Consider the following 22893-nt stretch of genomic DNA (forward strand, 5'->3'; position numbering starts at 1 on the left):
AGCCAGGCTGCCGCATTTTTCCTATGCCAAATGAATTTGAACAGGCAGTTGCCGCCCTCCAGCAGGAAGGGGTGATTGCTTATGCGACCGAGGCAGTGTTTGGTCTGGGATGTGATCCCGACTCCGAAGTGGCGGTGCAGCGGCTGCTGGCCATCAAGCAGCGTCCGGTTGAGAAGGGGTTGATCCTGATTGCTGCCGACGTAGAGCAATTGCAGGATTACATCGATCTGAGCCAACTTAGTGGTGAACAACTGGCTCGGGTTGAAGCCAGCTGGCCCGGCCCCTTTACCTGGATCATGCCTGCCCGTGCAACGACGCCGGCCTGGCTGACCGGGCAGTTCGAGACCCTCGCGGTACGCGTGACGGCTCATCCTCAGGTGCGGGCGTTGTGCCGCGCCTTTGGCAAGCCGCTGGTTTCTACCAGCGCCAACCTGACCGGTGAGGAGCCTGCCCGTCGGGTGGCCGATATTGGTGAGCGGCTGGCAAGCAAGTTGGCCTATATCCTGCCCGGTGAAGTGGGTGGTCAAGCTAACCCCTCCGAGATCAAGGACGCCCGAACCGGCGCCATTATCCGCCCCTCCTGAGCTGGCGGATACGTCATGATTTGCTATCAATCTGCTGAGTGGTGAGCTCACCGGATTGATTTAACTATAAAAATGGACAGGGCGTTCACGATCCTGCCTGACTGGAGACAAGATGAGCAAACCGGATGTGGCCCAGGTCAAGGCCTTCCTGTTGCAGTTGCAGGACGAGATCTGCCGTGGTCTGGAGCAGGCCGATGGCAGTGGGCACTTTGTGGAAGATGCCTGGAGCCGTGAAGGCGGTGGCGGTGGGCGCACCCGTGTGCTGCGCCACGGCGCGGTGATCGAGCAGGGGGGCGTCAACTTCTCCCATGTCTATGGCGATGCCATGCCTGCCTCTGCTACAGCCCATCGGCCAGAGTTGGCTGGTCGCAAGTTCGAGGCGATGGGCGTGTCGCTGGTGATCCATCCGCACAACCCCTATGTGCCGACCAGCCATGCCAACGTCCGTTTCTTCATTGCCGAGAAAGAGGGTGAAGAGCCCATTTGGTGGTTTGGCGGTGGCTTCGATTTGACGCCCTTCTACCCGTTTGCCGAAGATGTGCAGCACTGGCATCAGGTCTCCCGTGATCTCTGCCGGCCCTTTGGTGATGAGATCTACCTCGAGTTCAAATCCTGGTGCGATCGTTACTTCTTCCTCAAGCACCGCAACGAGACGCGAGGGGTGGGCGGTCTCTTCTTCGACGATCTTAATCGCTGGCCTTTTGCCGACTGCTTTGCCTTTATGCAGGCGGTAGGTCGGGGATATCTCGATGCTTACCTACCGATCATTGAACGACGCAAGGTTCTACCCTATGGCGAGCGGGAGCGGGAGTTCCAGCTCTATCGTCGCGGCCGTTATGTGGAGTTCAATCTGGTGTATGACCGGGGCACCCTGTTCGGGCTGCAGACCGGCGGACGTACCGAATCGATCCTGATGTCGATGCCACCGCTGGCACGTTGGGAGTATGACTGGCAGCCGGAGGCGGGCACTCCTGAAGCCTTGCTCTACACCGACTATCTCACGCCGCGAGAGTGGCTGTGACCCGAGGGGCCTTGATGGCCCCTTTTTGCTGGCCGATATTCGGCTTGTTCCCGAGTGCGAAAACCCGTTAAATCGGAATATTGCCCTCTGATGGAACTCTTTGATGGATCGTTATCTGGTTTTTGGCCACCCGGTGCGCCACAGCAAGTCCCCCTTCATTCACACCCTGTTTGCCAGACAAACCCAACAAGAGCTGGAGTATGGGCTGGCTGAACCCGCCGTCGACGAGTTTGCCCAAACTCTGCGTGCTTTCTTTGCCCAAGGGGGCAAGGGGTGCAATGTCACCGTTCCCTTCAAGGAGCAAGCATTCACTTTGGTCGATCGCTTGAGCCCGAGGGCCAAGCGGGCGGGCGCGGTCAATACCATCAAGCTGACCGATGATGGCGTGTTGCTGGGGGATAATACCGATGGCGCTGGATTGGTCGCCGATCTCAAGTCCCATGGTGTGACGCTGGCGGATAGTCGGATCCTGCTGCTGGGTGCCGGTGGCGCGGCTCGTGGTGCATTGGCGCCGCTGCTGGCTGAGTTGCCGAGCGAGCTGGTGATCGCCAACCGCACCCACACAAAAGCGCAACAGTTGGCTGCCGAATTCTGCGATCTGGGGCCTGTGACTGCCCAGACCTATGAGCAGTTGGCAGGGCCATTCAATCTCGTTATCAACTCTACCTCCGCCAGCCTGCAAGGAGAGCTGCCGCCGTTGGCCCCTGCCTTGATCCACACTGATATTGCTATCTACGACATGATGTATGGAGCCTCGGATACGGCCTTTATCAGTTGGGCCAAACAGCATGGGGCCCGTCAAACCATGGATGGACTCGGCATGCTGGTGGAGCAGGCCGCCGAAGCGTTTACCGTGTGGCGCGGAATTCGTCCCGGGACTAAACAGGTATTGAGAGAGTTGAAGCGTAACTTGGGGGTGATATGAACCAGGGGATTCTGTTTCCCGACCTGATGGAGTGGCAGGCTGACGAACAGCGGGTGCGTTTTCCTGCCCAGCAGATGGGGGCGCTGATAGATTGTTACATCAGCCAGCGGCGGCTGGAGAGAATGACCGGTCTGGCGCTGACGAGAGAGGATGACATCGTCAGAGCCTTCGAAAGTGTACGTTTTGATATTGAAGATATAGCTGAAAAACTCATTGAAGAACAAGAGTTTGCTGAAGATGGCGCTATCTATCTCTGATTTTTCAAAGTTTTTTTGTTTTGTAGCGGAACTACTTTGAAATGGCGCTGACTAACTAGATAGTTGAGGAAGTGCTAGTTAGTCACCTTTATAACTCCCCGGTATTCGTACTGGGGATTTTTTTATCTGTATGAAAATAAAAGATTTTTTCTTAATCTGTAAGTTGTGAAACTAAATTACATAAATTACTTTCACTTTCTGCTGCTTTGCTGTACAGTTGTCTGCGTAGGGTACAGAGGTAAGATGTTCTATCTTTCAGACCTTTTATTTCACGTAATTGAATGTGGCTGAATAGCTGCCCCGATGAGGTTCTCGTCGGGGTGTTTTTTTATACGTGTCATTTAGAGTAAATGCTTTAAATTGGCGATGCATTTGATAGAATGAGGCTGCTTCTTGAGGAATACCTGTCGTCTGGTACTCAAGATTCAGCTTCTTCCCAATTTTTTGAACTTATTATTTCAGGCTGGATGGCATCACTGTCGTCCGGCCTCATTTTTATCCCTCTCGGTTAGAACTTGTAATTAAATTTCATTTTTTTCTCTTTTTGTAATTCTTGTTCGTTTTGAAAGAACGAATTTGAAAACGCTATCAACGCCTATTTAAGTTAATTATTTTTGTGAATTAACTGCCTATCTATATGAACTTTAAGCAGTATTGGATATAGCAGGGGAGGCGAATGCGGGGTATTGGTCGTGAGGCAGGTGAAAGCGGCAATCTGAAACCCTTTCAATCAGCGGAGGAGTGCTCCGCCAATTGCAAGGAGAGCGAGGAGTAGATTACTCCTCGGCAGGTTGCTGTTCGTCAGCGTTCAGCAGGTCGGTATCGTCACCACTGACGTACCATTCGGTCAGGGTTTGCGCCAGCTTCTCCACACCGATATTGGTGAGAGAGGAGAATGCTTCGACCTGGATCTGGGAACCGAGGTTGGCAACGGCCTGGCGCACCTTGATTACCTGGTTGTTGCGCGGGCCGGGGCTCAGTTTGTCAGCCTTGGTAAGCAGCAGCATGACGGGCAACTGACGGTGTGAGCTCCACTCCAGCATGTTCATGTCGGTATCTTTGAGCGGGTGGCGGATGTCCATCAGGATCACCAGACCTTTCAATGACTCACGGCGCTGCAGATACTCTGCCAGTGACTTTTGCCACTTGAGCTTCATTTCCAGCGGAACTTGCGCATAACCATAACCCGGCAAGTCGACCAGACGCTTGCCCGGTTCCAGCTCAAACAGGTTGATCAGCTGGGTACGACCGGGAGTCTTACTGGTGCGCGCCAGGTTCTTGTGTTTGGTTAAGGTGTTCAATGCAGATGACTTACCGGCGTTGGAACGGCCGGCAAACGCGATCTCGACACCCCCATCATTTGGCAGGTGACGGATGTCGGGTGCGCTGGTCACAAAATGCACCTTATTGAAATTTAGAGTTTGTGTATCCAACGTAAATTCCCCATGGAGATAGAGGGTTATAGAGTTACTTTTTTGTAAAATGGTGTAAAATAGCGTCGCTTAAACGCGTTTATTTTAACATGCCTTCAGCGGCATGGGATCTGGAAGCCTAATAACGAAAAGTTGGAACGCCATGAAGAACCTAGTCATTACTCTTGCTCTGATGGTTGGCGTAACGGGGATGGCACAAGCCAAGGGCGATGCCGCTGCGGGACAGACCAAGGCTGCCGTTTGTGCGGCTTGTCATGGACCGGACGGAAACAGCCTGGTTGATATGTACCCCAAAATTGCTGGTCAGCACGCATCATATATCAAAAAGCAGTTAGTTGAACTGAAGGCTGCCGCTTCTGGTCAAATTGGCCGGGTTGCGCCAGTGATGGGGCCGATGGCGTTACCTTTGTCGGAACAGGACATGGATGACCTGGCGGCTTATTTCTCCAGCCTGAAGGTTACCCCTATCGCTGTCCCTGACGACGTGGTCGAAGCGGGCAAGGCACTCTATATGGGTGGTGACATGAGTCGCGGTCTGGCAGCTTGTACGGCTTGCCATGGTCCCCGTGGCTCGGGTGTCGAACAGGCGAAGTATCCAAACCTGTCCGGCCAGCATCCTGCCTATATCAAGGCTCAGCTCACCGCATTCCGTGCCGGGACGCGTGACAACGATCCGAATGGCATGATGCGGGACGTTGCCAAGAAACTGACTGATCAGGATATCGAAGCCCTCTCCAAATATGTGGCGGGTCTGCACTGATATAGTCGATACGGTCGATTTGAGTTGAAACGGGGAGCCTGGGCTCCCCGTTGTTTTTATGGCTTTCAGATAATTCTCGGTTTAATCCCCCCGTTCTGTAAGAGATCTCCCATTCTCAAGGCAGGCCAAGGCTCATAAAATTGCATAAAATATTAAATAATCATTATTTATCAACAGATTATATAAGTATTGATATTTTTCGACATGTTGAGAATGTTTTGAGTGGATTGAGCCGCTTTATAGAGTTGGTACAGTAGGCTTAATGGATTCACCCACGGATTGGGTGGCGGTTTCACGACAGGGTGTTGTGAGCAGAGGATGGCTGGCGTGGCGGGATGCCATGGGCTCGGATGAGCTGGCAAAGGATTGAAGGATCAGGATGGTGACCATCTCCGGAGCGGGATGGGGTTGCGGGATGCAGACTCCCCGGCACGATGGCAGGATGCGGTCGAGACGGGTCAAACAGGCACACGCACATTCAGGAACGACCAATATAAGGTCAGGATGACCACACAACGATATGATGCGGCGACAAGTTGTCACGGAGAGGACGAAACAGATTGTTTTGCCATTCAGGATGGCGCACGCATGAACATATCAAGGCAGCTTCGGCTGCCTTTTTTCTTTTGGGTCATTAACCCGATTAGCCATTCTGTGTCAAAATACCAGCAACATGCCCAGAGGATACCGATCCTGCGGTGTTCAGTGGCCTGATTGGGCCGGATTGGTGCGGAATCCTGCTTTTGTTCCAGCCTTACTGTTCCTCGCATCGTATCCCACCGGGTGAAATCATCCCGGGTACGGGTCAAACCAGTTATTTTCGGAGTTAGCCATTCATGTCTGCCAAACAACCCACTCGCAAGCCTACTGGCAAGCGCAAAGAATCTGATGTCAGTGCTCAGGAAGGCCGTGAGCGTAAACGGGCTGCCAAGCGAAAGGGCCTGAAGGCGGGTTCTCGTCAGCAAGTTGAACAGCCGAAGAACAAGTCTGGCAACAGCCAGTCCAAAGATCCGCGTATCGGTTCCCGCAAGCCGGTAGTTCTGGTGGTGGATGACAAACAGAAGAAGCCGACAGCCCCCAAGGCGGTGAAAGAGAAGAAGCTGGTGATGACGCCCGAGCAGGAGCTGGCTTCCATCGAAAACGATGACCGCTTGAATGATCTGCTGGATCGTCTTGATGCCGGTGAAACCCTGGAAGCGGCCGAGCAGGCCTGGGTTGATCAGCGTGTCGACCGTTATCAGGAGCTGATGGATGAGCTGGGCATCATCGACAACGACGATGATGAAGATGATGAGCTGCCGTTTGATGATGGCGATGACGCCGAGTTCGACGAGCAGAAACCGGCCTCCGAAGAGGAGTTGTGGGACCGTTTCAACCAGGTCGATTTCAAGCCGGAACCCAAGCCTGAGCCGAAGAAAAAGTGATGAGTGGATGGATGCTGGCCGCCCTGTTGGGCGGCCTGATTTTGTCAGGATTGGCCATCTATGCAGGCATGCTGCTGGCCAGACTGAGACGACAGCAAGCGATGCAGTGGCAGGCTATAACTGCTCGCAATGAGCGAATTCTGGAGAGCGTGCGGGTCATTGCTCATGCGGTGCAGGAGGGGCAGTGCGATTACTCCGAAGGCGCCATTCGGCTGACCAATCTGCTGGATGCGTTGCAGATCAAGGGGGGGCGAGCGTTCGTTGCCGAGTTCCCGGGTCTGTACGGGCTGTATGAGAAGGTGAAAGATATGCCGACTCATGAGGCCAGACGCGCCCTCAAGCGCAATGAAGTGATGAAGATGGATCTCGAACGCAGCGGCTACGAGGCCGAGCTGGAGGCTCAGATCCTCAAGGATGTGGCCCAGCTGAAGGATTTTCAGTTAGGTCGGTGAGCCAACAATAACAACAAGAGAGGAAGCGAGCGTGCAAGCAGAACAGATTGTGTGGGATCAGGCCCTGATCGAAAAATATAACTACAGTGGCCCGCGATACACCTCTTATCCCACTGCGCTGGAGTTCAACGAGAGCTTCGGCTATCCGGATTTTGTCCGTGCTGCCGGTCAGTATCCCGAGCGCAATCTGTCGCTCTACGTGCACATCCCTTTCTGTCACAAGCTCTGCTACTACTGCGGCTGCAACAAGGTCATTACCCGTCATCAGCACAAGGCTGACGAGTATCTCGACTACCTGGAGCAGGAGATCAAGGCGCAAGCCCCGCTCTTCAAGCATCGTCTGGTTACCCAGCTGCACTGGGGGGGCGGTACACCCACCTATCTGGATGAAGCGCAAACGCGCCGTCTGATGGCCATGCTGCGTGAGCACTTCCATTTCGCCGAAGAGGGGGAGTTCAGCATCGAGGTCGATCCGCGCGAGATTGCCATTACCATGCTGGATGTGCTGCGAGATGTCGGCTTCAACCGCATCAGCCTCGGGGTGCAGGACTTCAATAAGGATGTGCAGGTTGCGGTCAACCGCGAGCAGGACAACGACTTTATTAAAGGCATGTTGGAACGGGCCCGTGAACTGGGTTTCCGCTCGACCAACCTCGACCTTATCTATGGCCTGCCGCATCAGGATCGCGCCAGTTTCCACCATACGCTGGAAGAGGTGCTCAAGACGGATCCGGCGCGCCTCTCCATCTTCAACTATGCCCATCTGCCGAGCCGCTTTGCCGCCCAGCGCAAGTTGAAAGAGGTGGATATGCCTGCGCCGCAGGAGAAGCTGGCCATGCTGCAGGACACCATCGCCTTCCTCACCGGTCAGGGTTACCAGTTCATCGGCATGGACCATTTTGCCAAACCCGATGACGAGCTGGCGGTCGCGCAGCGCGAGGGTAAGCTGCACCGCAACTTCCAGGGCTATACCACCCAGGGAGATTGTGATCTGCTGGGGCTGGGGGTTTCCTCCATCAGCATGATCGGTGATGCCTACTCCCAGAACCAGAAAGAGCTCAAGATCTATTACGCACAGGTTGCAGAGCTGGGTCATGCCCAGTGGAAAGGCTGCTCGCTCAATCAGGATGATCTGATCCGCCGTGAGGTGATCAAGCGGCTTATCTGTGATTTCCGTCTGAACTTTGCGTCTGTCGAGCAGGCGCACGGCCTCAATTTCAGAGAGTATTTTGCCGACGATCTCAAGCTGCTGCAGACCTTCATCAACGATGGATTGGTGCGTATGACGGAGGATGGCCTGGAGGTCTCCTCCACGGGGCAGCTGCTGATCCGCAATATCTGCATGTGCTTCGACGTGTACCTGCGCAACAAGGCGCGTCAGCAGCAGTTCTCTCGCGTGATATAAGCTTGTTTGCCGATTAGAAAACAGAAAAGGGTGCCATAGTGGCGCCCTTTCATATGTATTTTGCTTAGGCAGCGGGTCGGGAAGGTTCTGGCAAGAAGGCCGTGGGCTGAGGCAAGCGATAGGGCTGTGAAACGCAGATAAAAAGATGGGGGCGACTTGCGTCGCCCCCGGTAGTCGTATCGCTCAGATCCTTGAACGAAGTTGCTCCCTGCAATCCCTGACTGTTTACCTCTTCCTTTAGGTTTCCCCTTCCCAATCCTTTGGGGTGTCCTTTAGCCATCTTGGCCTGACGAGTCATCCTGTCCCGTCGCACTTTCTCCGTCCTGGGAGGTGTCCTTTACCACATCCTGTGGTGAGTCCATTTGCCCAACCCTGGCAGCCAGCCTTCCTGACCGACTTCATTGCGTCCGTGCATGAGTAACTATAAGGATTTTCTAACCGGCTACAACGCCAGATTGGAAAACGTTTTTGTCATTAGCTATTTCGAAAGTTATGGGTTTCGATTTTTTCATTTATAAACAGCTGGTTAAGTTAATCATCTTCATGTTTTAAGATCTTATCTTCCGATTATCTCGGGGATCTTTTCGGCTGTTGGCTTACATCTAGAATGGCAGATCTCTTACACGGCGTTTTGGTTGCTTCAGAAACAGATTTTGCCGTCTGATGATGGTCATTCGGGGTGAGTGGGCGAGGCACACAAAGAGCGGCTGAATGGAGAAATTATTAGCGCTGGTTGAGCCGCTCATAGATAGTCTGGCGTTCTTCAGGAGTCAGCGAAGAGAAGTAATGGGTAAAGAGGCGCAGCAACAGGGACTTGTTCATGCCATCTTGCTGGGTCAGATTACCCAGCTCGTCGATGGCCACCGTGCTCATGGAAAAAGTGGCTTTTTTGTAGCTGGGCTTCAGGTGCTCGCCACTCTCGATAAAGGCCAGCGCCGACAAGGCTTCATCACGATGCAGACCCAGTTCAAGGCTGACCACCTTGGGTTTGCCCTTGGCGTAGAACTCCGCATCTTCGATAAATTCGTCGACGGTGAACTTCTTCTGGTGATGCAACTGGTGCTTTTTCTTCAGATCGGCCAGACCCATCTCACACCCCCACTTGCAGGAACTCTTTGGCGATGGCCCGGATCTCTTCGGCGGATTTGCCATCCGGCTCGATCTCCATCACCGACAGTCCCTTCTCTTCGCTGTCGTCATAGACGTTGCGGCCATAGGTGATGGCGTTCAGGACGTCGACACCGAACGAGGAGCAAACCTCTTTCGCTTCCAGAATGCGTTTTACCTGATTGGGCAGGGCGGGACACTGGGTCAGCACTACGGCTGCATTGAGGGTCGGATTGACCATTTTGCATGTAGTGATGAGATCTTCCATGTGGGGCAGGGTCTTGAGGTCACGTCGTTTCGGGCGCAAGGGGATCAAGGCGTGGGTGGCGACAGCCATGGTGGAGCGCAGAGCTCGGTTGTCTTGCCCGCCGCAATCGACGATGACGTAGTCGTAGCGGTTTTTCAGGCTGAGCAGGTCGTTGCGAATATTGCCATAGAGCTGTACGCAGTTGATTTGTGGTAGCTCCGGGTTGTCATTGCGCTCCTGAATCCAGTCAGAGGTGGTGCGCTGCGGGTCGCAGTCGACCAGTAACACCTCCCCCTGAAATTGGGATCTGAGGTAGACAGCCAGATTTTGTGCCAAGCAGCTCTTGCCACTCCCCCCCTTCTCTCCACCGACCAACAAGATCATGACGTTCCCCTATCCATGAGAAAACCGCTGATTTCAGTATAGGAGGGGCCTGTCTCATCACAAGGCGAGAGGAGTGATGCTCCTCTCGTTGTTTCGACTAGTAATGAACGCTGCCTCCCTGCCAGCGGCAGACATAGTCAGGCACCAGCATTTGAGGGGCCTTGTCGACATGGCATACCACCATGGGCATGGCAGGGGCTCCTTCAGCCTGGCTGAGGGTGGGGAGCGCAGAGAGCAGCAAAGTCGCGAGCAACAGCATGGGTTTCATCTTCATAACAACTCCTTGGTAGTGCCATTCCTGTGTGATCTGGATCACTTTCTGAGTTAAGTCGAGGTTGGCGCCAGCGCAAGGTGAGACGAATAAATTCAATTAATGAAAAAAGTATCAAAAGGCGTTGTGGTGACCGACGAGGATGGCTGCCCACCTTGATGCGGACTTTGTGCATATTAAGTTGAACTGCACAAAGAGGTGATGACTTATGAGGCCGAGCCTGATGGGGTTGGCATCAATGCCATGATCTGGAACAAGAAAAGATTTATGCAGTGAATGTGGTCGATGTGAGTATTTATTTCTCCCGCGTTCCTCCCGTCACGGCGATGTATTCAATACCTAGGGAGTAATATTCAAATTTCATTTGTGAAGTTATTTATAGTAATGATTTTTAACGGTTTTTGTTATTTTCATTTAATCACTCCAGTGAACTGGCATGAATAAAAAATGAATCAATCTGAAATATAGCAGGGTGGTTTTGCATGGTTATTCGGTTTGCCTTGTGTGGAAAATGCGCAATTTGCTACCGGGGTCATAGATTGGATGGTGAATATATTCAGTTCTGAGTGAATGTGATCAATGTCTAAGTTTGTCGTGATTCGCAGGGCTAACCTCGGTCTCGAAAGGCAAGGGCAGGATAGAACATAAGCCGATTACCCTACATAAAGAATATCCCGCCTTAGCCACGAGCATGAATAGAAGGAATCTATTCAATCACTCGCAGGGACCACTGCTAGACGGAATATAATCATGAGCAAATTTTATGTAGGTTCTGAAGTTGGCCAATTGCGCCGTGTCATGTTGCACCGCCCCAACCTCAGTCTGAAGCGTCTGACTCCTTCCAACTGCCAGGATCTGCTGTTCGATGACGTCCTGTCTGTTGAACGTGCCGGTCAGGAGCACGACAAATTCGCTCAGGTACTGCGCGATCAGAATGTCGAAGTTTTCCTGCTGACCAATCTGCTGGCCGAAACCCTGGATGTGCCGGAAGCCAAAACCTGGCTGCTGCAACATCAGGTCTCCGACTACCGCCTCGGCTCTTCTTTTGCCAACGACGTGCGCTGCTTCCTGGCTGACATGCCGCACCGCGAACTGGCCCGCATTCTCTCCGGCGGCCTGACTTACTCCGAGATGCCCTACAGCGGCATCAACATGGTAGTGGGCATGCACGCTCCGACCGATTTCATCATCGAGCCGCTGCCCAACCACCTCTTTACCCGTGACACCTCCTGCTGGGTTTACGGTGGCGTCTCCATCAACCCGATGGCCAAGCCGGCTCGTCGCCGCGAGACCAACCATGTGAAGGCTATCTACCGCTGGCACCCGATGTTTGCCGGTCAGGACTTCATCAAGTACTTCGGTGATGAGGAGCGTGACTACGACAACTCCACCATCGAGGGTGGCGACGTGCTGGTTATCGGCCGCGGCGCCGTGCTGATCGGCATGTCCGAGCGCACCACCCCGCAAGGTGTCGAGCACCTGGCTCGCAGCCTGTTCAAACATGGTCAGGCCAAGCAGGTCATCGCCATGGAGCTACCGAAACACCGCAGCTGCATGCACCTGGATACCGTCATGACCCACATGGATATCGACACCTTCTCCGTCTATCCGGAAGTGATCCGCAAGGACGTGCAGTGCTGGAGCCTGACTCCGGGCGGCGCCACCGGCATGAACATCAAGGAAGAGGGTTACTTCGTCACTGCTATCGAGAAAGCACTGGGCGTGGATCAACTGAAGATCATCACCACTGGCGGTGACAGCTTCGAAGCCGAACGCGAGCAGTGGAACGACGCCAACAACGTGTTGACCGTGCGTCCCGGCGTGGTGGTGGGTTACGAGCGCAATACCTACACCAACGAGAAATATGACAAGGCCGGTATCACAGTTCTCTCCATCCCGGGTGATGAGCTGGGCCGTGGCCGCGGCGGCGCCCGCTGCATGAGCTGCCCGATGGAACGCGACAGCATCTGATGAGACGGCGTGGCGCCGGCAGAAGCTGGCGCCACACAGAACCAAACTCGAGATTAACCACTATGAAAAAACCAACTGTCGTCGTCGCTCTGGGTGGCAATGCACTGCTCCGTCGTGGTGAGCCACTGGAAGCGGATATCCAGCGCAAGAACATCGCAACTGCCGCCAAGACCATCGCCCTGATCGCTCAGGAGTACAACGTGGTGCTGGTGCATGGCAACGGCCCGCAAGTCGGCCTGCTGGCCCTGCAGAACAGCGCCTACACCAAGGTATCCCCCTATCCGCTGGATGTGCTGGGTGCCGAGTCCCAGGGCATGATCGGCTACATGCTGATCCAGGAGCTGAAAAACCTGATGCCGAGCCGCAACGTCACCGCGCTGCTGACTCAGGTGCAGGTCGATCCCAAGGATCCGGCATTCGCCAACCCGACCAAATTTATCGGCCCCGTCTACGAAGAGGCTGAAGCCCGCACCCTGGCAGAAGAGAAGCACTGGGTGGTCAAGGCTGACGGCAAGTTCTTCCGCCGCGTAGTGCCGTCCCCGCTGCCCCAGCGCATCGTCGAAGGCGACGCCATCGAAACCCTGATTGCCCAAGGCCACCTCATCATCTGTACCGGTGGTGGCGGCATCCCTGTGACCTGGGATGGCCAGAGCCTGACCGGTATCGAAGCCGTCATCGACAAGGACATGTCTGCCGCTTATCTGGCCAAGCAGATCAAGGCCGACGCCCTGCTGATCCTGACCGATGCCGATGCCGTCTATCTGGATTGGGGCAAACCGACCCAGCGCCCGCTGCGGGTCACCAGCCCGGACGAGCTGGCCGGGGTCAAGTTCGATGCAGGTTCCATGGGACCAAAAGTCGAAGCCTCCTGTGAATTTGTCAAAGCGACCGGCGGCATGGTCGGCATCGGCTCGCTGGAAGATGGCCTCGCCATCCTCAAGGGTGAAGCCGGCACCAATATCGTCGCCACCCGCACCGTACATGCGTAATACCGATATCTGTACTGAGAATGCGTAGTCAACACTACTGCCCGAACTGGTCTGAAACATATATAGAGAGAACTCATCATGGCTTTTAATCTGCGTAACCGTAACTTCCTGAAACTGCTGGACTTCACCCCGCGCGAAATCCAATACATGATCGACCTGGCCATCGACCTGAAAAAAGCCAAATACGGTGGCTACGAGCGCAAGCATCTGGTCGGCAAGAATATCGCCCTGATTTTCGAGAAGACCTCCACCCGTACCCGCTGTGCGTTTGAAGTAGCGGCCTTCGACCAGGGCGCGCAAGTCTCCTACCTTGGCCCAAGCGGTTCCCAAATCGGTCACAAGGAGTCCATGAAGGACACCGCTCGTGTACTGGGTCGCATGTATGACGGTATCGAATACCGCGGCTACGGTCAGGAGATCGTGGAAGAGCTGGGCGCCTACGCCGGTGTCCCGGTCTGGAACGGCCTGACCAACGAATTCCACCCGACCCAGATCCTGGCCGACTTCATGACCATGCTGGAGCACGGCAAGGGCAAGCGTCTGGATCAAATCAAGTTCGCCTACCTGGGTGATGCCCGCAACAACATGGGTAACTCCCTGATGGTCGGCGCCGCCAAAATGGGCATGGACATCCGTCTGGTCGCACCGAAAGCCTTCTGGCCGGAAGAGGAGCTGGTTGCCAAGTGCCGCCTGATCGCCGAAGAGACCGGCGCACGCATCACCCTGACCGAAGATGTGAAAGAGGGTGTACTGGGTGCTGACTTCCTCTACACCGATGTCTGGGTATCCATGGGTGAAGCGAAAGAAGCCTGGGATCAGCGCGTCAAACTGATGACCCCGTATCAGGTCAACATGGATGTCATCAACGCCACCAAGAACCCGGATGTGAAGTTCATGCACTGCCTGCCGGCGTTCCACAACGACGAGACCACCATGGGCAAGGAAGTGGCTGACAAATATGGCATGAAAGGCCTGGAAGTGACCGAGGACGTGTTCGAATCCGAGCACAGCATCGTGTTCGACGAGGCCGAAAACCGGATGCACACCATCAAGGCAGTGATGGTTGCTACGCTGGGCGACTAAGGTCGCAGTAGTGGTGCCGGGGGGCGACCCCCGGCTTTTCGACCATGTGACAGCGGCATAATACCTCTAACCCTACAACCCGCAGCCTGCATGGATACCACACCCACAGAAGGAAGCTGGACCATGACCAAATTCAAGTTCCCGTCAGCCTACACGATACTGTTTGTGCTGATTGCCCTGGTGGCCGCCCTGAGCTGGATAGTGCCGGCCGGCAAATATGAGATGACCATGAACGAAGCCCTCGGCAAAGAAGTGCCGGTGGCGGGTACCTACAAACTGGTGGAGGGGAATCCCCAGGGGATCGTCGACGTGCTGCTGGCACCTATCGATGGCCTCTACAACCACGACACCTATGAGGCAGGCGCCATCGACGTCTCCCTCTTTATCCTGATCATCGGTGGTTTTCTTGGCATTGTGACCAAGACCGGTGCCATCGATGCCGGTATTGAACGTGTGACCGACCGCCTGCGCGGCCGGGAAGAGTGGATGATCCCGATCCTGATGGCGCTGTTCGCCGCAGGCGGCACCATCTACGGCATGGCCGAAGAGTCGCTGCCGTTCTACACCCTGCTGGTGCCGGTGATGATGGCCGCCCGCTTCGACCCTGTGGTGGCGGCTGCAACCGTATTGCTGGGCGCCGGTATCGGTACTCTCGGTTCCACCATCAACCCGTTTGCGACCGTGATTGCCGCCAACGCCGCCGGTATCTCCTTCACCGACGGTATCTGGCTGCGCGTTGCCATGCTGGTCGCCGGTTGGCTGCTCTGTGTTGCCTACGTCATGCGTTACGCCAAGATGGTGCGCAGCGATCCGAGCAAATCTCTGGTGGCTGACAAGTGGGAAGAGAACCGTGCCCACTTCCTCGGCAACAAGAGCGACCAGATGCTGGAGTTCACCCTGACCCGTAAAATCGTGCTGGGTATCTTCGTCGCCGCCTTTGCCGTGATGATCTATGGTGTGGCCGTGCTGGGCTGGTGGATGGCGCAGATCTCCGGCGTGTTCCTGGCTGCTGCCATCATCGTTGGTCTCATCTCCCGCATGAGCGAAGAGGAGCTGACCTCCAACTTTATCGACGGTGCCCGTGACCTGCTAGGGGTGGCGCTGATCATCGGTATCGCCCGCGGTATCGTGGTAGTGATGGATAACGGCATGATCACTCACACCATTTTGCACAGTGCAGAAGGGATCGTGACCGGCCTCTCCACCATCGTCTTTATCAACGTGATGTTCGTGCTGGAAGTGGTGCTCTCCTTCCTGGTGCCGTCCTCCTCCGGTCTGGCCGTACTGACCATGCCGATCATGGCGCCGCTGGCCGACTTCGCCAACGTGGGCCGCGATCTGGTGGTGACTGCTTACCAGTCTGCCTCCGGTCTGGTGAACCTGGTGACCCCGACCTCCGCCGTGGTCATGGGCGGCCTGGCCATCGCCAAGGTGCCTTATGTGCGCTGGCTGAAGTGGGTGGCTCCGTTGCTCGGTATCCTGACCGTGCTGATCGTGGTCTGCCTGAGTCTGGGCGCCGTGCTCTCCTGAGGGATAACAAGCAAGATGAAACGGGAGCCTGCGGGCTCCCGTTTTTTATGGGCGCAAGAAGTGATGGACACAAAGTAGCAGGCAACAAAAAGGCGACCCACGGGTCGCCTCGATGTATTTAGGTGAAATGGCTTAGCGGGCCTGCGCCAGCGTGCGTACCACGGCGGCATGGGCCTGACGGGTACGGCTGATATGGCGCGGCGCGACCAGTACCACGTCATTGCCCGCGACGGCGCCCATGATCTCGGGATTGGCGTTGCGATCCAGTAGGCGGGCCACCACGGTGGCGGCCCCCGGGGTGGTGTGGATCAGCACCATCTGCTGGTTGTGTACCACTTCGCGCACCATGTCGTGGATCGAGCGGGTACTGCCGGCGGGTTCCAGCTGCTCATCGACCAGGGTGTAGACCTTCTTGCCGTTGGCATTTTGCGCCTTGGCGACGCCGAGACGGCGCAGCAGGCGGGAGATGGTGGACTGGCTGATGTCGGCAAAGCCGCGCTCCGACAGCTCGCGACGGATCTCTTCCTGGGTGCTGTAGCAGTGCTGACCGATGATCTGGCGACAGGCATCCAGCTGGGCCAGATCGGGCTCTTGGGCAACGGGACGACTGAGGGTTTTGACCACGGCGAATTCCTTTGATGATGACCGGAGGTAAACGCGCGATATCTGCCATAGCAGTCAGTTATCAGGCAAAAACACTGATAATCCATCTATATGCAGGGAATGAGCGGGCATTACCATCTTGCGATGGCAAATTATAGCTGACTGGAAATTCGGTGATGTGACAGGGTTCAAAAATGGGCCCCGTGGGGCCCAATCAGATATCAGTAACGCTCGCTGACGATGTCCTGAGTGAAGGATTTCTCGCAATATTTGCACTTCATCCGCACCACGCCTTTCACTTCGCGCACCCGGAAGTAGCTGTCCACCGGCTCGTTGTGGGAGATGCAGTTGGAGTTGGGGCAGTGGAACACCCCGGCAATGAACTCCGGCAGCTCCAGCTGGTGCTTCTTCACCACATTGAAGTCTTCGATGATGTTGACGGTCGCTTTCGGGGCGAACAGCGCCAGCTGGTTGGCCTGCTGTTCGGTCAGACGGGTGTTCTCAATCTTGATGAGATCCTTCTTGCCCAGCGCACCGGATTTCAGGTTGAAGCCGACGGTGATCCGCTCCTGGGTTTCGACCAGCTGGAACAGCTTGAGGATCTTGATGCCCTGGCCAGCGGGGATGTGATCGATGACGGAGCCGTGACGGATGGCTTCGACTTGCAGTTGGTTCTTGTCAGACATGATATTCCCCTAAGCTCAGACAGTTTCGTTCAGTACCAGTGCCAGCAGCGCCTGGCGTGCATAGACCCCGTTCTCCGCCTGCTGGAAGTAGCAAGCGTGGGGAGTCTTGTCGACCGCCACATCGATCTCGTCGACGCGGGGCAGGGGATGCAGGATCTTCATGGTGGGCTTGGCCCCTTCCAGGGTCGCCGGCTCCAGAATGAACTTGGCGGCCATGTGCTTGTATTCGGTCTCGTCGAAGCGCTCTTTCTGGACGCGGGTCATGTAGAGGATGTCCAGCTCCGGCATCACCTCTTCCATGGTCTGGTGGACGCTGAACTGGATACCCTTCTCTTCCAGCTCTTCGCAGATGTAGTCCGGCATCGCCAGCGCTTCCGGGGAGATGAAGAAGAAGCGGCAGTTGAACAGGCTGAGGGCCTGGGCCAGCGAGTGCACGGTGCGGCCATATTTCAGGTCACCGACGAAGGCGACGTTGAGGTTGTCCAGACGGCCCTGGGTCTCATGGATGGTGAACAGGTCGAGCAGGGTCTGGCTCGGATGCTGGTTGGAGCCGTCGCCGCCGTTGATGACCGGCACGCGGGAGAACTCGGAGGCCAGACGGGCCGCGCCCTCTTTCGGGTGGCGCATCACCACCGCATCCGAGTAGGAGCCGATGATCTTGATGGAGTCAGCCAGCGTCTCGCCCTTCTTGGCGCTGGTGTTGCCACCGTCGGCGAAGCCGATGATGTTGCCGCCAAGGCGCTGTACCGCGGTCTCGAACGAGAGGCGGGTGCGGGTGGAGGCTTCGAAGAAGCAGCTGGCAACCAGCTTGTCTTTCAACAGGCTGGTGTCAGGTTCAGCCTTCAACCGTTGTGCGGTTGAGACTACCAGTTCCATTTCTGACCGGGTCAGGTCCGAAATGGAGATGACATGTTTCTTATAGAGTGGATTGGTCATCGTCTGCATTCCCTTTGACATCATTGGAGGTTTTTCGGGCACAAAAAAAAGCCCCTGAAACAGGGGCTTTTTTTAAAAATAACTGGGGATCTTTGGGGTGGGAACCGGAAACAACGGGGCCGCTCTGGTGCGCACCACCCGTCTGCAAGGCTGTTTTCTGCATCAAAAACTGCATCGTTTCGTCCCGACCTTTTTCAAAACCGGACAGATTATAGGGCCGCTTTTTTAATTGTCAAAATTTTATTTCCGATGCCAATTTCAGCGTGAAAAACGTTTAAGTAGCGGAAACATGACGACAAATCCACACCTTGTGCGTCTCTTGCAGCGATTCCCCATCGCGGGCCATGGCGCGCAAATAACCGAGTCTGTGGTGTCCTTCCAGCAGGCAGTAGGGGCGGGGCAGGGGATAGCCGTTCGGGTAGCTGGCACCCTCCTCCGGCGCCAGTACGATGACAGGTTCGGGCCAGGTGCCTTCGTTCAGCATCTTCTCGCCGAGCCAGGAGCGGCGGACATAGCGGTTGCTGCGCAGCATCTCCCCCCAGCGCTCGATCACCTCCATATGGCGGGAGTCCACCTGCTCTACCAGTTGCGCGGTGGGCCAGCTTTCACAGGTGAACTGATGGCTGGCGAGATCGATAAAGCTCCAGTTGGACTCAAAACCGCGCCAATGGCGGTAAATCCACTGGGAGAGCACATTTTCAGGAATAAAGGGCACCAGCGGCGCGACCCGTTCAAGATAGGCGGGCAGGGACTCTGTCTTGCGTTCATCCCTGAAGTTGAGGGGCGCCAGTTGTTGGAGCAATCGGTAATTGAGCATAAATGGCCTCCCGGTACCTGATTTCACCCTACCCCCATTTATGTCCCATTCCTACCCCGGCAGGGCTGCAAATACAGCAAGTTATCCCGCTTTGCTGCACAAACAACCGCGACTTGTTCGGGATTTGTGCAATCACATTAAAAGTGTGAAAAAAGCCTTTACCTTTGATCTCCACTTTGTATACTACGCCTCGTTTGTTGCAGGGGCGTAGTTCCAATTGGTAGAACAGCGGTCTCCAAAACCGATGGTTGCGGGTTCGAGTCCTGCCGCCCCTGCCATTTTCAGAAAGGCCAGCTCATTGAGCTGGCCTTTCGCATTTCCGGCGTTCGCCAATTTATCCATCTTTCCTTCCTCTTCTCCTTCTTGCAGTTAGCCGTCCGGTGACTGTGGCCACATTGATCTCGATGTCTGCCGCAAGAGCGTTCAGTGTGCAGCAACCCGCTGTTTCAGCACGGTGACCAGCCGCTGGTGGCGGGCGGGGAGCGGCCACTCGGCGCGGTAGATCAGCCAGAGCGTGTCGATCACCTCGGTCCGGCTCTGGATCACCCGGATCTTCTCCTGCTGGGCAAAGGCGGTGACGGCGAAGCGGGGCAGCACGGTAAAGCCGAGGCCGCGGGCGACCGGCTCCAGGATCAGGCCGATCTGGTTGGTAAAGCCGCGCTGCGGGATCTCGTCAACGCGCTGGCCGGGGTAGCGTCGTCCCAACAGGCGTTGTGCCATGCTGCGGCCATCCGGGTGGTCGATAAAGCCGAGCTGACAGAGGTGCTGCCAGCTCTGCTCCTCGCCGTCGTTGGGCACCACCAGACAAAGGGGTTCGCGGGCGAAGGGCTCGGCGGCGATGCTGGGGTGCTCCGGCGGTTGATCCACCAGTCCCAGATCGCTGCGCCCCGCCAGCACCGCCTGCACTATGTCGGGGGTGGGGGCAAAGCGGTGCTGGATGGTGAGTCCGGGGTGCTCCTGTTGCTGGTCGAGCAGCAGGGGATAGAGCAGCAGACCGATGCTACCCGGGGTGGACAGGGTGATGGCACCGTGGTGAGGATCGTCCTCCGAGAGGCGCGCTCGCAGCTGTTCGGCTGCCTGCGCCTGCTGGCGGGCGAAGTCGAGCAGCACCAGCCCGCGCGGAGTGAGCTCCAGCTGACGGGGCTTGCGCAGCAGCAGGGTGCCAAATTCGGCCTCGAGGCGCGAGATATGCTGACTGACGGCGGCCTGGGTGAGGTCCAGCTGCTCGGCTGCGCGGGTAAAACTGCCGGTTTCATGCACCACCACCAGGGTGTGGAGCCAGAGTGGATTAACCATAAATTTAATTTATGCCTTCCATTAGTTTGACCTTATTTTTCATTATGTCGACCCTTCCTATCATGTCACCTGTTTCCCACACACAATTTCAAGGTGACTTATGACTTACCCGCGCAACTTCTCCCACATCGGCATCACGGTAACTGACCTCGACAAAGCGGTCGAGTTCTATACCAAGGTGATGGGCTGGTATCTCATCATGCCGGCCACCACCATCACCGAGGATGACTCTGCCATCGGCGTGATGTGCAACGACGTGTTTGGCCCGGGCTGGGGCTCCTTCCGCATCGCTCATCTCTCCACCGGCGACAAGATCGGCATCGAGCTGTTCGAGTTCCCCAACAGCGAGCAGCGCGAAAATAACTTCGAATTCTGGAAGACCGGGGTGTTCCACTTCAGCGTGCAGGATCCGGATGTCGAGGGGCTGGCGGCGCGCATCGTCGCAGCGGGCGGCAAGCAGCGGATGCCGGTGCGCGAGTACTACCCGGGCGAGAAGCCCTACCGCATGGTCTACATGGAAGATCCCTTCGGCAATATCGTCGAGATCTACAGCCACAGCTATGAGCTGACCTACTCCGCCGGTGCATATCAGGGGTAAGTGACAGGCCGCCTTCGGGCGGCCTGCTGCTTTGTTGTTACAAGAGTCAGTAGCATGGAATAGCGATCTGGTTCACACGAATAGCGCGTTCTGTTGTTGATAGATGGGAAAATATACAGATTCACTAAAGTCTGTTCATATTGCGGCCGATAGCCTTTGATACATCAGGGTTTTCCCTGCCTGACACAACAACAAGGATTCGTCGTCATGACCCTCTCTCTGCGCGGCAAGCTGCTGGCCACCAGTCTTGGCGTAGTGCTGCTGATGGCATCACTGCTCGGCATCGTTGCCTTTCACACCCTAAAATCCCGCACCATGAGCGCCATCCAGAGCGAGGCGGTCAACTATGGCCACGCCTACTCGGTCGCCATCGGCGAATGGATGACGGATCGCAAGAACACCGTCCATGCGCTGGTCAACCTGATCAGCGATAACCCCCAAGCCGAGCTGGTGCCGCACCTGAAGCAGGCCTATACCTCCGGCGGCTTCGGGCTCACCTATTTTGGCTCCGCGCAGGGGGTGATGACCCGGCAGGACCCCTCCCTCAACACCGGCAACTATGACCCGCGCGAGCGCCCCTGGTATCAGGATGCGGTGAAAGCGGGTCAGCTGATCGTCACCGCCCCCTATGTCAGCGTCACCATGCAGAAGCTGGTGGTCACCCTCTCCGAGCCGGTACGCCATCAGGGTGAGCTGGTCGGTGCCGTGGGGGCCAACCTGGCGCTCGACAAGCTGATCGACGAAGTACTGGCGATGAAGGTGCAGGGTGAGGGCTACGCCATGCTGCTCGACAGCAGTGGCCTCATCGTCGGCCATCCGCAGAAGGATTTGGCGCTCAAGCCCATCGCCGAGCTGGCGCCGGGACTCTCTGCCGCCACCTTCCAGCAGTGGGGCCGCGAAAACAGCGAGCTGCACGCCGCCACCCTCGACGGGCGGGATGTGCTGCTGGCGGTACAACCGGTACCGGGCACCGACTGGCTGCTGGCCATGGTGATGTATCGCGATGTGCTGGAGGCGCCGCTCAGCAGCCTGCTGTGGGAGCTGGTGGGGCTGACCCTGGTGCTGATGCTGGTGTTCAGTGCCCTGCTCACCGCCACCTTCAAATACCTGTTCGCCGATCTCGGTCGGGTCGCGCACGCCCTGCACGACATTGCCCACGGCGAGGGGGATCTCACCGTTCACATCAACACCCACAGCAAGGATGAGGTGGGTCAGCTGGCCCAGAACTTCAACCAGTTCGTGGCGCGGCTGCACGGCATCGTCAGCCGGTTGCGGGATGTGACCGTCGAGCTGGCGGCACAGTCCCGCGCCCAGGCGGCCGGGGCGCAGGCCCGCAGTCAGCGGGTACGCCAGCAGCAGGATGAGATCGTGATGGTGGCGACCGCGGTGACCGAGATGGCCTCCGCTACCCAGGAGATCGCCGGCAACGCCGAGTTTGCCGCCACTACCGCCACCGATGCGGTTGCACTGGCGGTTGCTGGCCAATCCCAGGTTGGCCAGAGTCAGCGCAGCATTACCGGTCTGGCGGACGAAGTGGCCGATGCCAGCCAGATCATCAATGAGCTCGACAGCCATGCCCAGAAGATCAGCGGCATTCTGGCGACCATCAGCGGCATCGCCGAGCAGACCAATCTGCTGGCGCTCAACGCCGCCATCGAGGCGGCCCGGGCCGGTGAGCAGGGCCGCGGCTTCGCGGTAGTGGCGGACGAGGTGCGGGTGCTGTCGCGCCGCACTCACGACTCTACCGACGAGATCCAGCAGATGATCGAGACCCTGCAGCAGACCACCCGTCGCGCCGTGGGTGGCATGGAGACCAGCCGTCAGCTGGCGGGTACCAGCGTCGAGGATGCGGAAGCGGCCAACCAGAGCCTTGCCCGGATCAACGAGGCGATCGGCTCCATCAGCGACATGGCGACCCAGATCGCCGCAGCTGCCGAAGAGCAGACCTCGGTGACCGGCGAAATCAGCCGCAATACCGAGAATATCCGCCACGTCTCGCAAGAGCTGGCCGAGCAGGCGGGCAACGAGGCGGCGCAGGCGGCCGAGCTCAAGTCGCTGACCGAGCGGCTGGAGCAGGAGATCGGTCGCTTCCGGCTCTGATCATCCCGCCACGC

Annotated in this window: 24 protein-coding genes and 1 tRNA gene; 15 read left to right on the forward strand and 10 right to left on the reverse strand. The window is 56.6% G+C overall.

Annotation, left to right across the window (positions count from 1 at the left end):
* Nucleotides 1-23: 23 nt before the first annotated feature.
* The 4 genes from AB5Y99_RS17245 to AB5Y99_RS17260 all read left to right on the forward strand — a co-directional run bounded on the left by AB5Y99_RS17245 (nucleotide 24) and on the right by AB5Y99_RS17260 (nucleotide 2787).
* Complete coding sequence (locus AB5Y99_RS17245; protein ID WP_368210273.1) at nucleotides 24-584, forward strand: Sua5/YciO/YrdC/YwlC family protein; 561 nt, start codon at nucleotides 24-26, stop codon at nucleotides 582-584.
* A gap of 112 nt (nucleotides 585-696) precedes the next feature.
* Complete coding sequence (gene hemF, locus AB5Y99_RS17250) at nucleotides 697-1605, forward strand: oxygen-dependent coproporphyrinogen oxidase (protein WP_323893429.1); 909 nt, start codon at nucleotides 697-699, stop codon at nucleotides 1603-1605.
* 103 nt (nucleotides 1606-1708) lie between these two features.
* A complete protein-coding gene (gene aroE / locus AB5Y99_RS17255) occupies nucleotides 1709-2530 on the forward strand; it encodes a shikimate dehydrogenase (RefSeq protein ID WP_368210275.1) in 822 nt (273 codons plus the stop codon).
* Nucleotides 2527-2787, forward strand: a complete 261-nt coding sequence (locus tag AB5Y99_RS17260; protein ID WP_204481833.1) for a DUF1488 domain-containing protein — start codon at nucleotides 2527-2529, stop codon at nucleotides 2785-2787. Before aroE ends, AB5Y99_RS17260 begins: the two co-directional genes overlap by 4 nt.
* A gap of 776 nt (nucleotides 2788-3563) precedes the next feature.
* Here AB5Y99_RS17260 and yihA read toward each other — a convergent pair.
* Entirely contained in the window at nucleotides 3564-4220 is a 657-nt protein-coding gene (gene yihA, locus AB5Y99_RS17265) for a ribosome biogenesis GTP-binding protein YihA/YsxC (RefSeq protein WP_005339709.1), read from the reverse strand.
* A gap of 142 nt (nucleotides 4221-4362) precedes the next feature.
* Here yihA and AB5Y99_RS17270 point away from each other — a divergent pair, with 142 nt between their 5' ends.
* From AB5Y99_RS17270 to hemN, 4 genes are all read left to right on the forward strand, one after another.
* Complete coding sequence (locus AB5Y99_RS17270) at nucleotides 4363-4980, forward strand: cytochrome c (RefSeq protein ID WP_005339710.1); 618 nt, start codon at nucleotides 4363-4365, stop codon at nucleotides 4978-4980.
* A gap of 836 nt (nucleotides 4981-5816) precedes the next feature.
* Complete coding sequence (yihI, locus tag AB5Y99_RS17275) at nucleotides 5817-6404, forward strand: Der GTPase-activating protein YihI (protein WP_118854380.1); 588 nt, start codon at nucleotides 5817-5819, stop codon at nucleotides 6402-6404.
* 11 nt (nucleotides 6405-6415) lie between these two features.
* Nucleotides 6416-6856: a DUF2489 domain-containing protein gene (locus tag AB5Y99_RS17280; RefSeq protein ID WP_005339712.1), complete on the forward strand. Its 441-nt coding sequence runs from the start codon at nucleotides 6416-6418 to the stop codon at nucleotides 6854-6856.
* Between the two features lie 31 nt (nucleotides 6857-6887).
* Nucleotides 6888-8261: an oxygen-independent coproporphyrinogen III oxidase gene (gene hemN, locus AB5Y99_RS17285; protein ID WP_323893422.1), complete on the forward strand. Its 1374-nt coding sequence runs from the start codon at nucleotides 6888-6890 to the stop codon at nucleotides 8259-8261.
* A 723-nt stretch (nucleotides 8262-8984) separates the two neighbouring features.
* Here hemN and AB5Y99_RS17290 read toward each other — a convergent pair.
* From AB5Y99_RS17290 to AB5Y99_RS17300, 3 genes are all read right to left on the reverse strand, one after another.
* Nucleotides 8985-9350, reverse strand: coding sequence for a CopG family transcriptional regulator (locus AB5Y99_RS17290; protein WP_139405392.1), 366 nt, complete (start codon nucleotides 9348-9350; stop codon nucleotides 8985-8987).
* Nucleotide 9351: 1 nt separating this feature from the next.
* Nucleotides 9352-9999: an AAA family ATPase gene (locus tag AB5Y99_RS17295; RefSeq protein WP_005339716.1), complete on the reverse strand. Its 648-nt coding sequence runs from the start codon at nucleotides 9997-9999 to the stop codon at nucleotides 9352-9354.
* A 97-nt stretch (nucleotides 10000-10096) separates the two neighbouring features.
* A complete protein-coding gene (locus AB5Y99_RS17300) occupies nucleotides 10097-10273 on the reverse strand; it encodes a hypothetical protein (RefSeq protein ID WP_005339717.1) in 177 nt (58 codons plus the stop codon).
* 747 nt (nucleotides 10274-11020) lie between these two features.
* On the opposite strand from AB5Y99_RS17300, the gene arcA reads away from it, so the two are divergent.
* The 4 genes from arcA to AB5Y99_RS17320 all read left to right on the forward strand — a co-directional run bounded on the left by arcA (nucleotide 11021) and on the right by AB5Y99_RS17320 (nucleotide 15843).
* Nucleotides 11021-12241, forward strand: a complete 1221-nt coding sequence (gene arcA / locus AB5Y99_RS17305; RefSeq protein WP_058056224.1) for an arginine deiminase — start codon at nucleotides 11021-11023, stop codon at nucleotides 12239-12241.
* 62 nt (nucleotides 12242-12303) lie between these two features.
* Entirely contained in the window at nucleotides 12304-13230 is a 927-nt protein-coding gene (gene arcC, locus AB5Y99_RS17310) for a carbamate kinase (RefSeq protein WP_005339719.1), read from the forward strand.
* 78 nt (nucleotides 13231-13308) lie between these two features.
* Nucleotides 13309-14313 carry an ornithine carbamoyltransferase gene (argF, locus tag AB5Y99_RS17315; protein WP_005339721.1) on the forward strand — a complete coding sequence of 335 codons (1005 nt, stop codon included), beginning with the start codon at nucleotides 13309-13311 and terminating at the stop codon, nucleotides 14311-14313.
* A 123-nt stretch (nucleotides 14314-14436) separates the two neighbouring features.
* Entirely contained in the window at nucleotides 14437-15843 is a 1407-nt protein-coding gene (locus tag AB5Y99_RS17320; protein ID WP_005339725.1) for a YfcC family protein, read from the forward strand.
* A gap of 132 nt (nucleotides 15844-15975) precedes the next feature.
* Here AB5Y99_RS17320 and AB5Y99_RS17325 read toward each other — a convergent pair whose 3' ends face one another.
* The 5 genes from AB5Y99_RS17325 to AB5Y99_RS17345 form a co-directional block, all read right to left on the reverse strand.
* On the reverse strand, nucleotides 15976-16467 hold the full coding sequence (locus tag AB5Y99_RS17325; protein WP_005339728.1) for an arginine repressor: 492 nt from the start codon (nucleotides 16465-16467) through the stop codon (nucleotides 15976-15978).
* A gap of 200 nt (nucleotides 16468-16667) precedes the next feature.
* Nucleotides 16668-17132 (reverse strand): aspartate carbamoyltransferase regulatory subunit, encoded by a 465-nt coding sequence (gene pyrI / locus AB5Y99_RS17330; protein WP_005339730.1) that lies wholly within the window; start codon nucleotides 17130-17132, stop codon nucleotides 16668-16670.
* Nucleotides 17133-17147: 15 nt separating this feature from the next.
* Nucleotides 17148-18068: an aspartate carbamoyltransferase gene (pyrB, locus tag AB5Y99_RS17335; RefSeq protein WP_368210280.1), complete on the reverse strand. Its 921-nt coding sequence runs from the start codon at nucleotides 18066-18068 to the stop codon at nucleotides 17148-17150.
* Nucleotides 18049-18243, reverse strand: coding sequence for a hypothetical protein (locus tag AB5Y99_RS17340; protein WP_368210283.1), 195 nt, complete (start codon nucleotides 18241-18243; stop codon nucleotides 18049-18051). The genes pyrB and AB5Y99_RS17340 overlap by 20 nt, the downstream gene beginning before the upstream one ends.
* Before the next feature lie 99 nt (nucleotides 18244-18342).
* Entirely contained in the window at nucleotides 18343-18885 is a 543-nt protein-coding gene (locus AB5Y99_RS17345) for a hypothetical protein (protein ID WP_368210285.1), read from the reverse strand.
* A 201-nt stretch (nucleotides 18886-19086) separates the two neighbouring features.
* Between AB5Y99_RS17345 and AB5Y99_RS17350 the strand changes: the two genes are divergently transcribed.
* Nucleotides 19087-19163, forward strand: a tRNA-Trp gene (locus AB5Y99_RS17350).
* A 145-nt stretch (nucleotides 19164-19308) separates the two neighbouring features.
* Here AB5Y99_RS17350 and AB5Y99_RS17355 read toward each other — a convergent pair.
* On the reverse strand, nucleotides 19309-20181 hold the full coding sequence (locus tag AB5Y99_RS17355; RefSeq protein WP_368210287.1) for a LysR family transcriptional regulator: 873 nt from the start codon (nucleotides 20179-20181) through the stop codon (nucleotides 19309-19311).
* Between the two features lie 100 nt (nucleotides 20182-20281).
* Between AB5Y99_RS17355 and AB5Y99_RS17360 the strand changes: the two genes are divergently transcribed.
* Entirely contained in the window at nucleotides 20282-20779 is a 498-nt protein-coding gene (locus tag AB5Y99_RS17360; protein WP_042054839.1) for a lactoylglutathione lyase family protein, read from the forward strand.
* Between the two features lie 207 nt (nucleotides 20780-20986).
* Nucleotides 20987-22879: a methyl-accepting chemotaxis protein gene (locus AB5Y99_RS17365; protein ID WP_005357549.1), complete on the forward strand. Its 1893-nt coding sequence runs from the start codon at nucleotides 20987-20989 to the stop codon at nucleotides 22877-22879.
* The last annotated feature ends 14 nt before the right edge of the window (nucleotides 22880-22893 follow it).

The organism is Aeromonas sp. R4-2 (assembly GCF_040908295.1).
Classification (GTDB): domain Bacteria; phylum Pseudomonadota; class Gammaproteobacteria; order Enterobacterales; family Aeromonadaceae; genus Aeromonas; species Aeromonas veronii.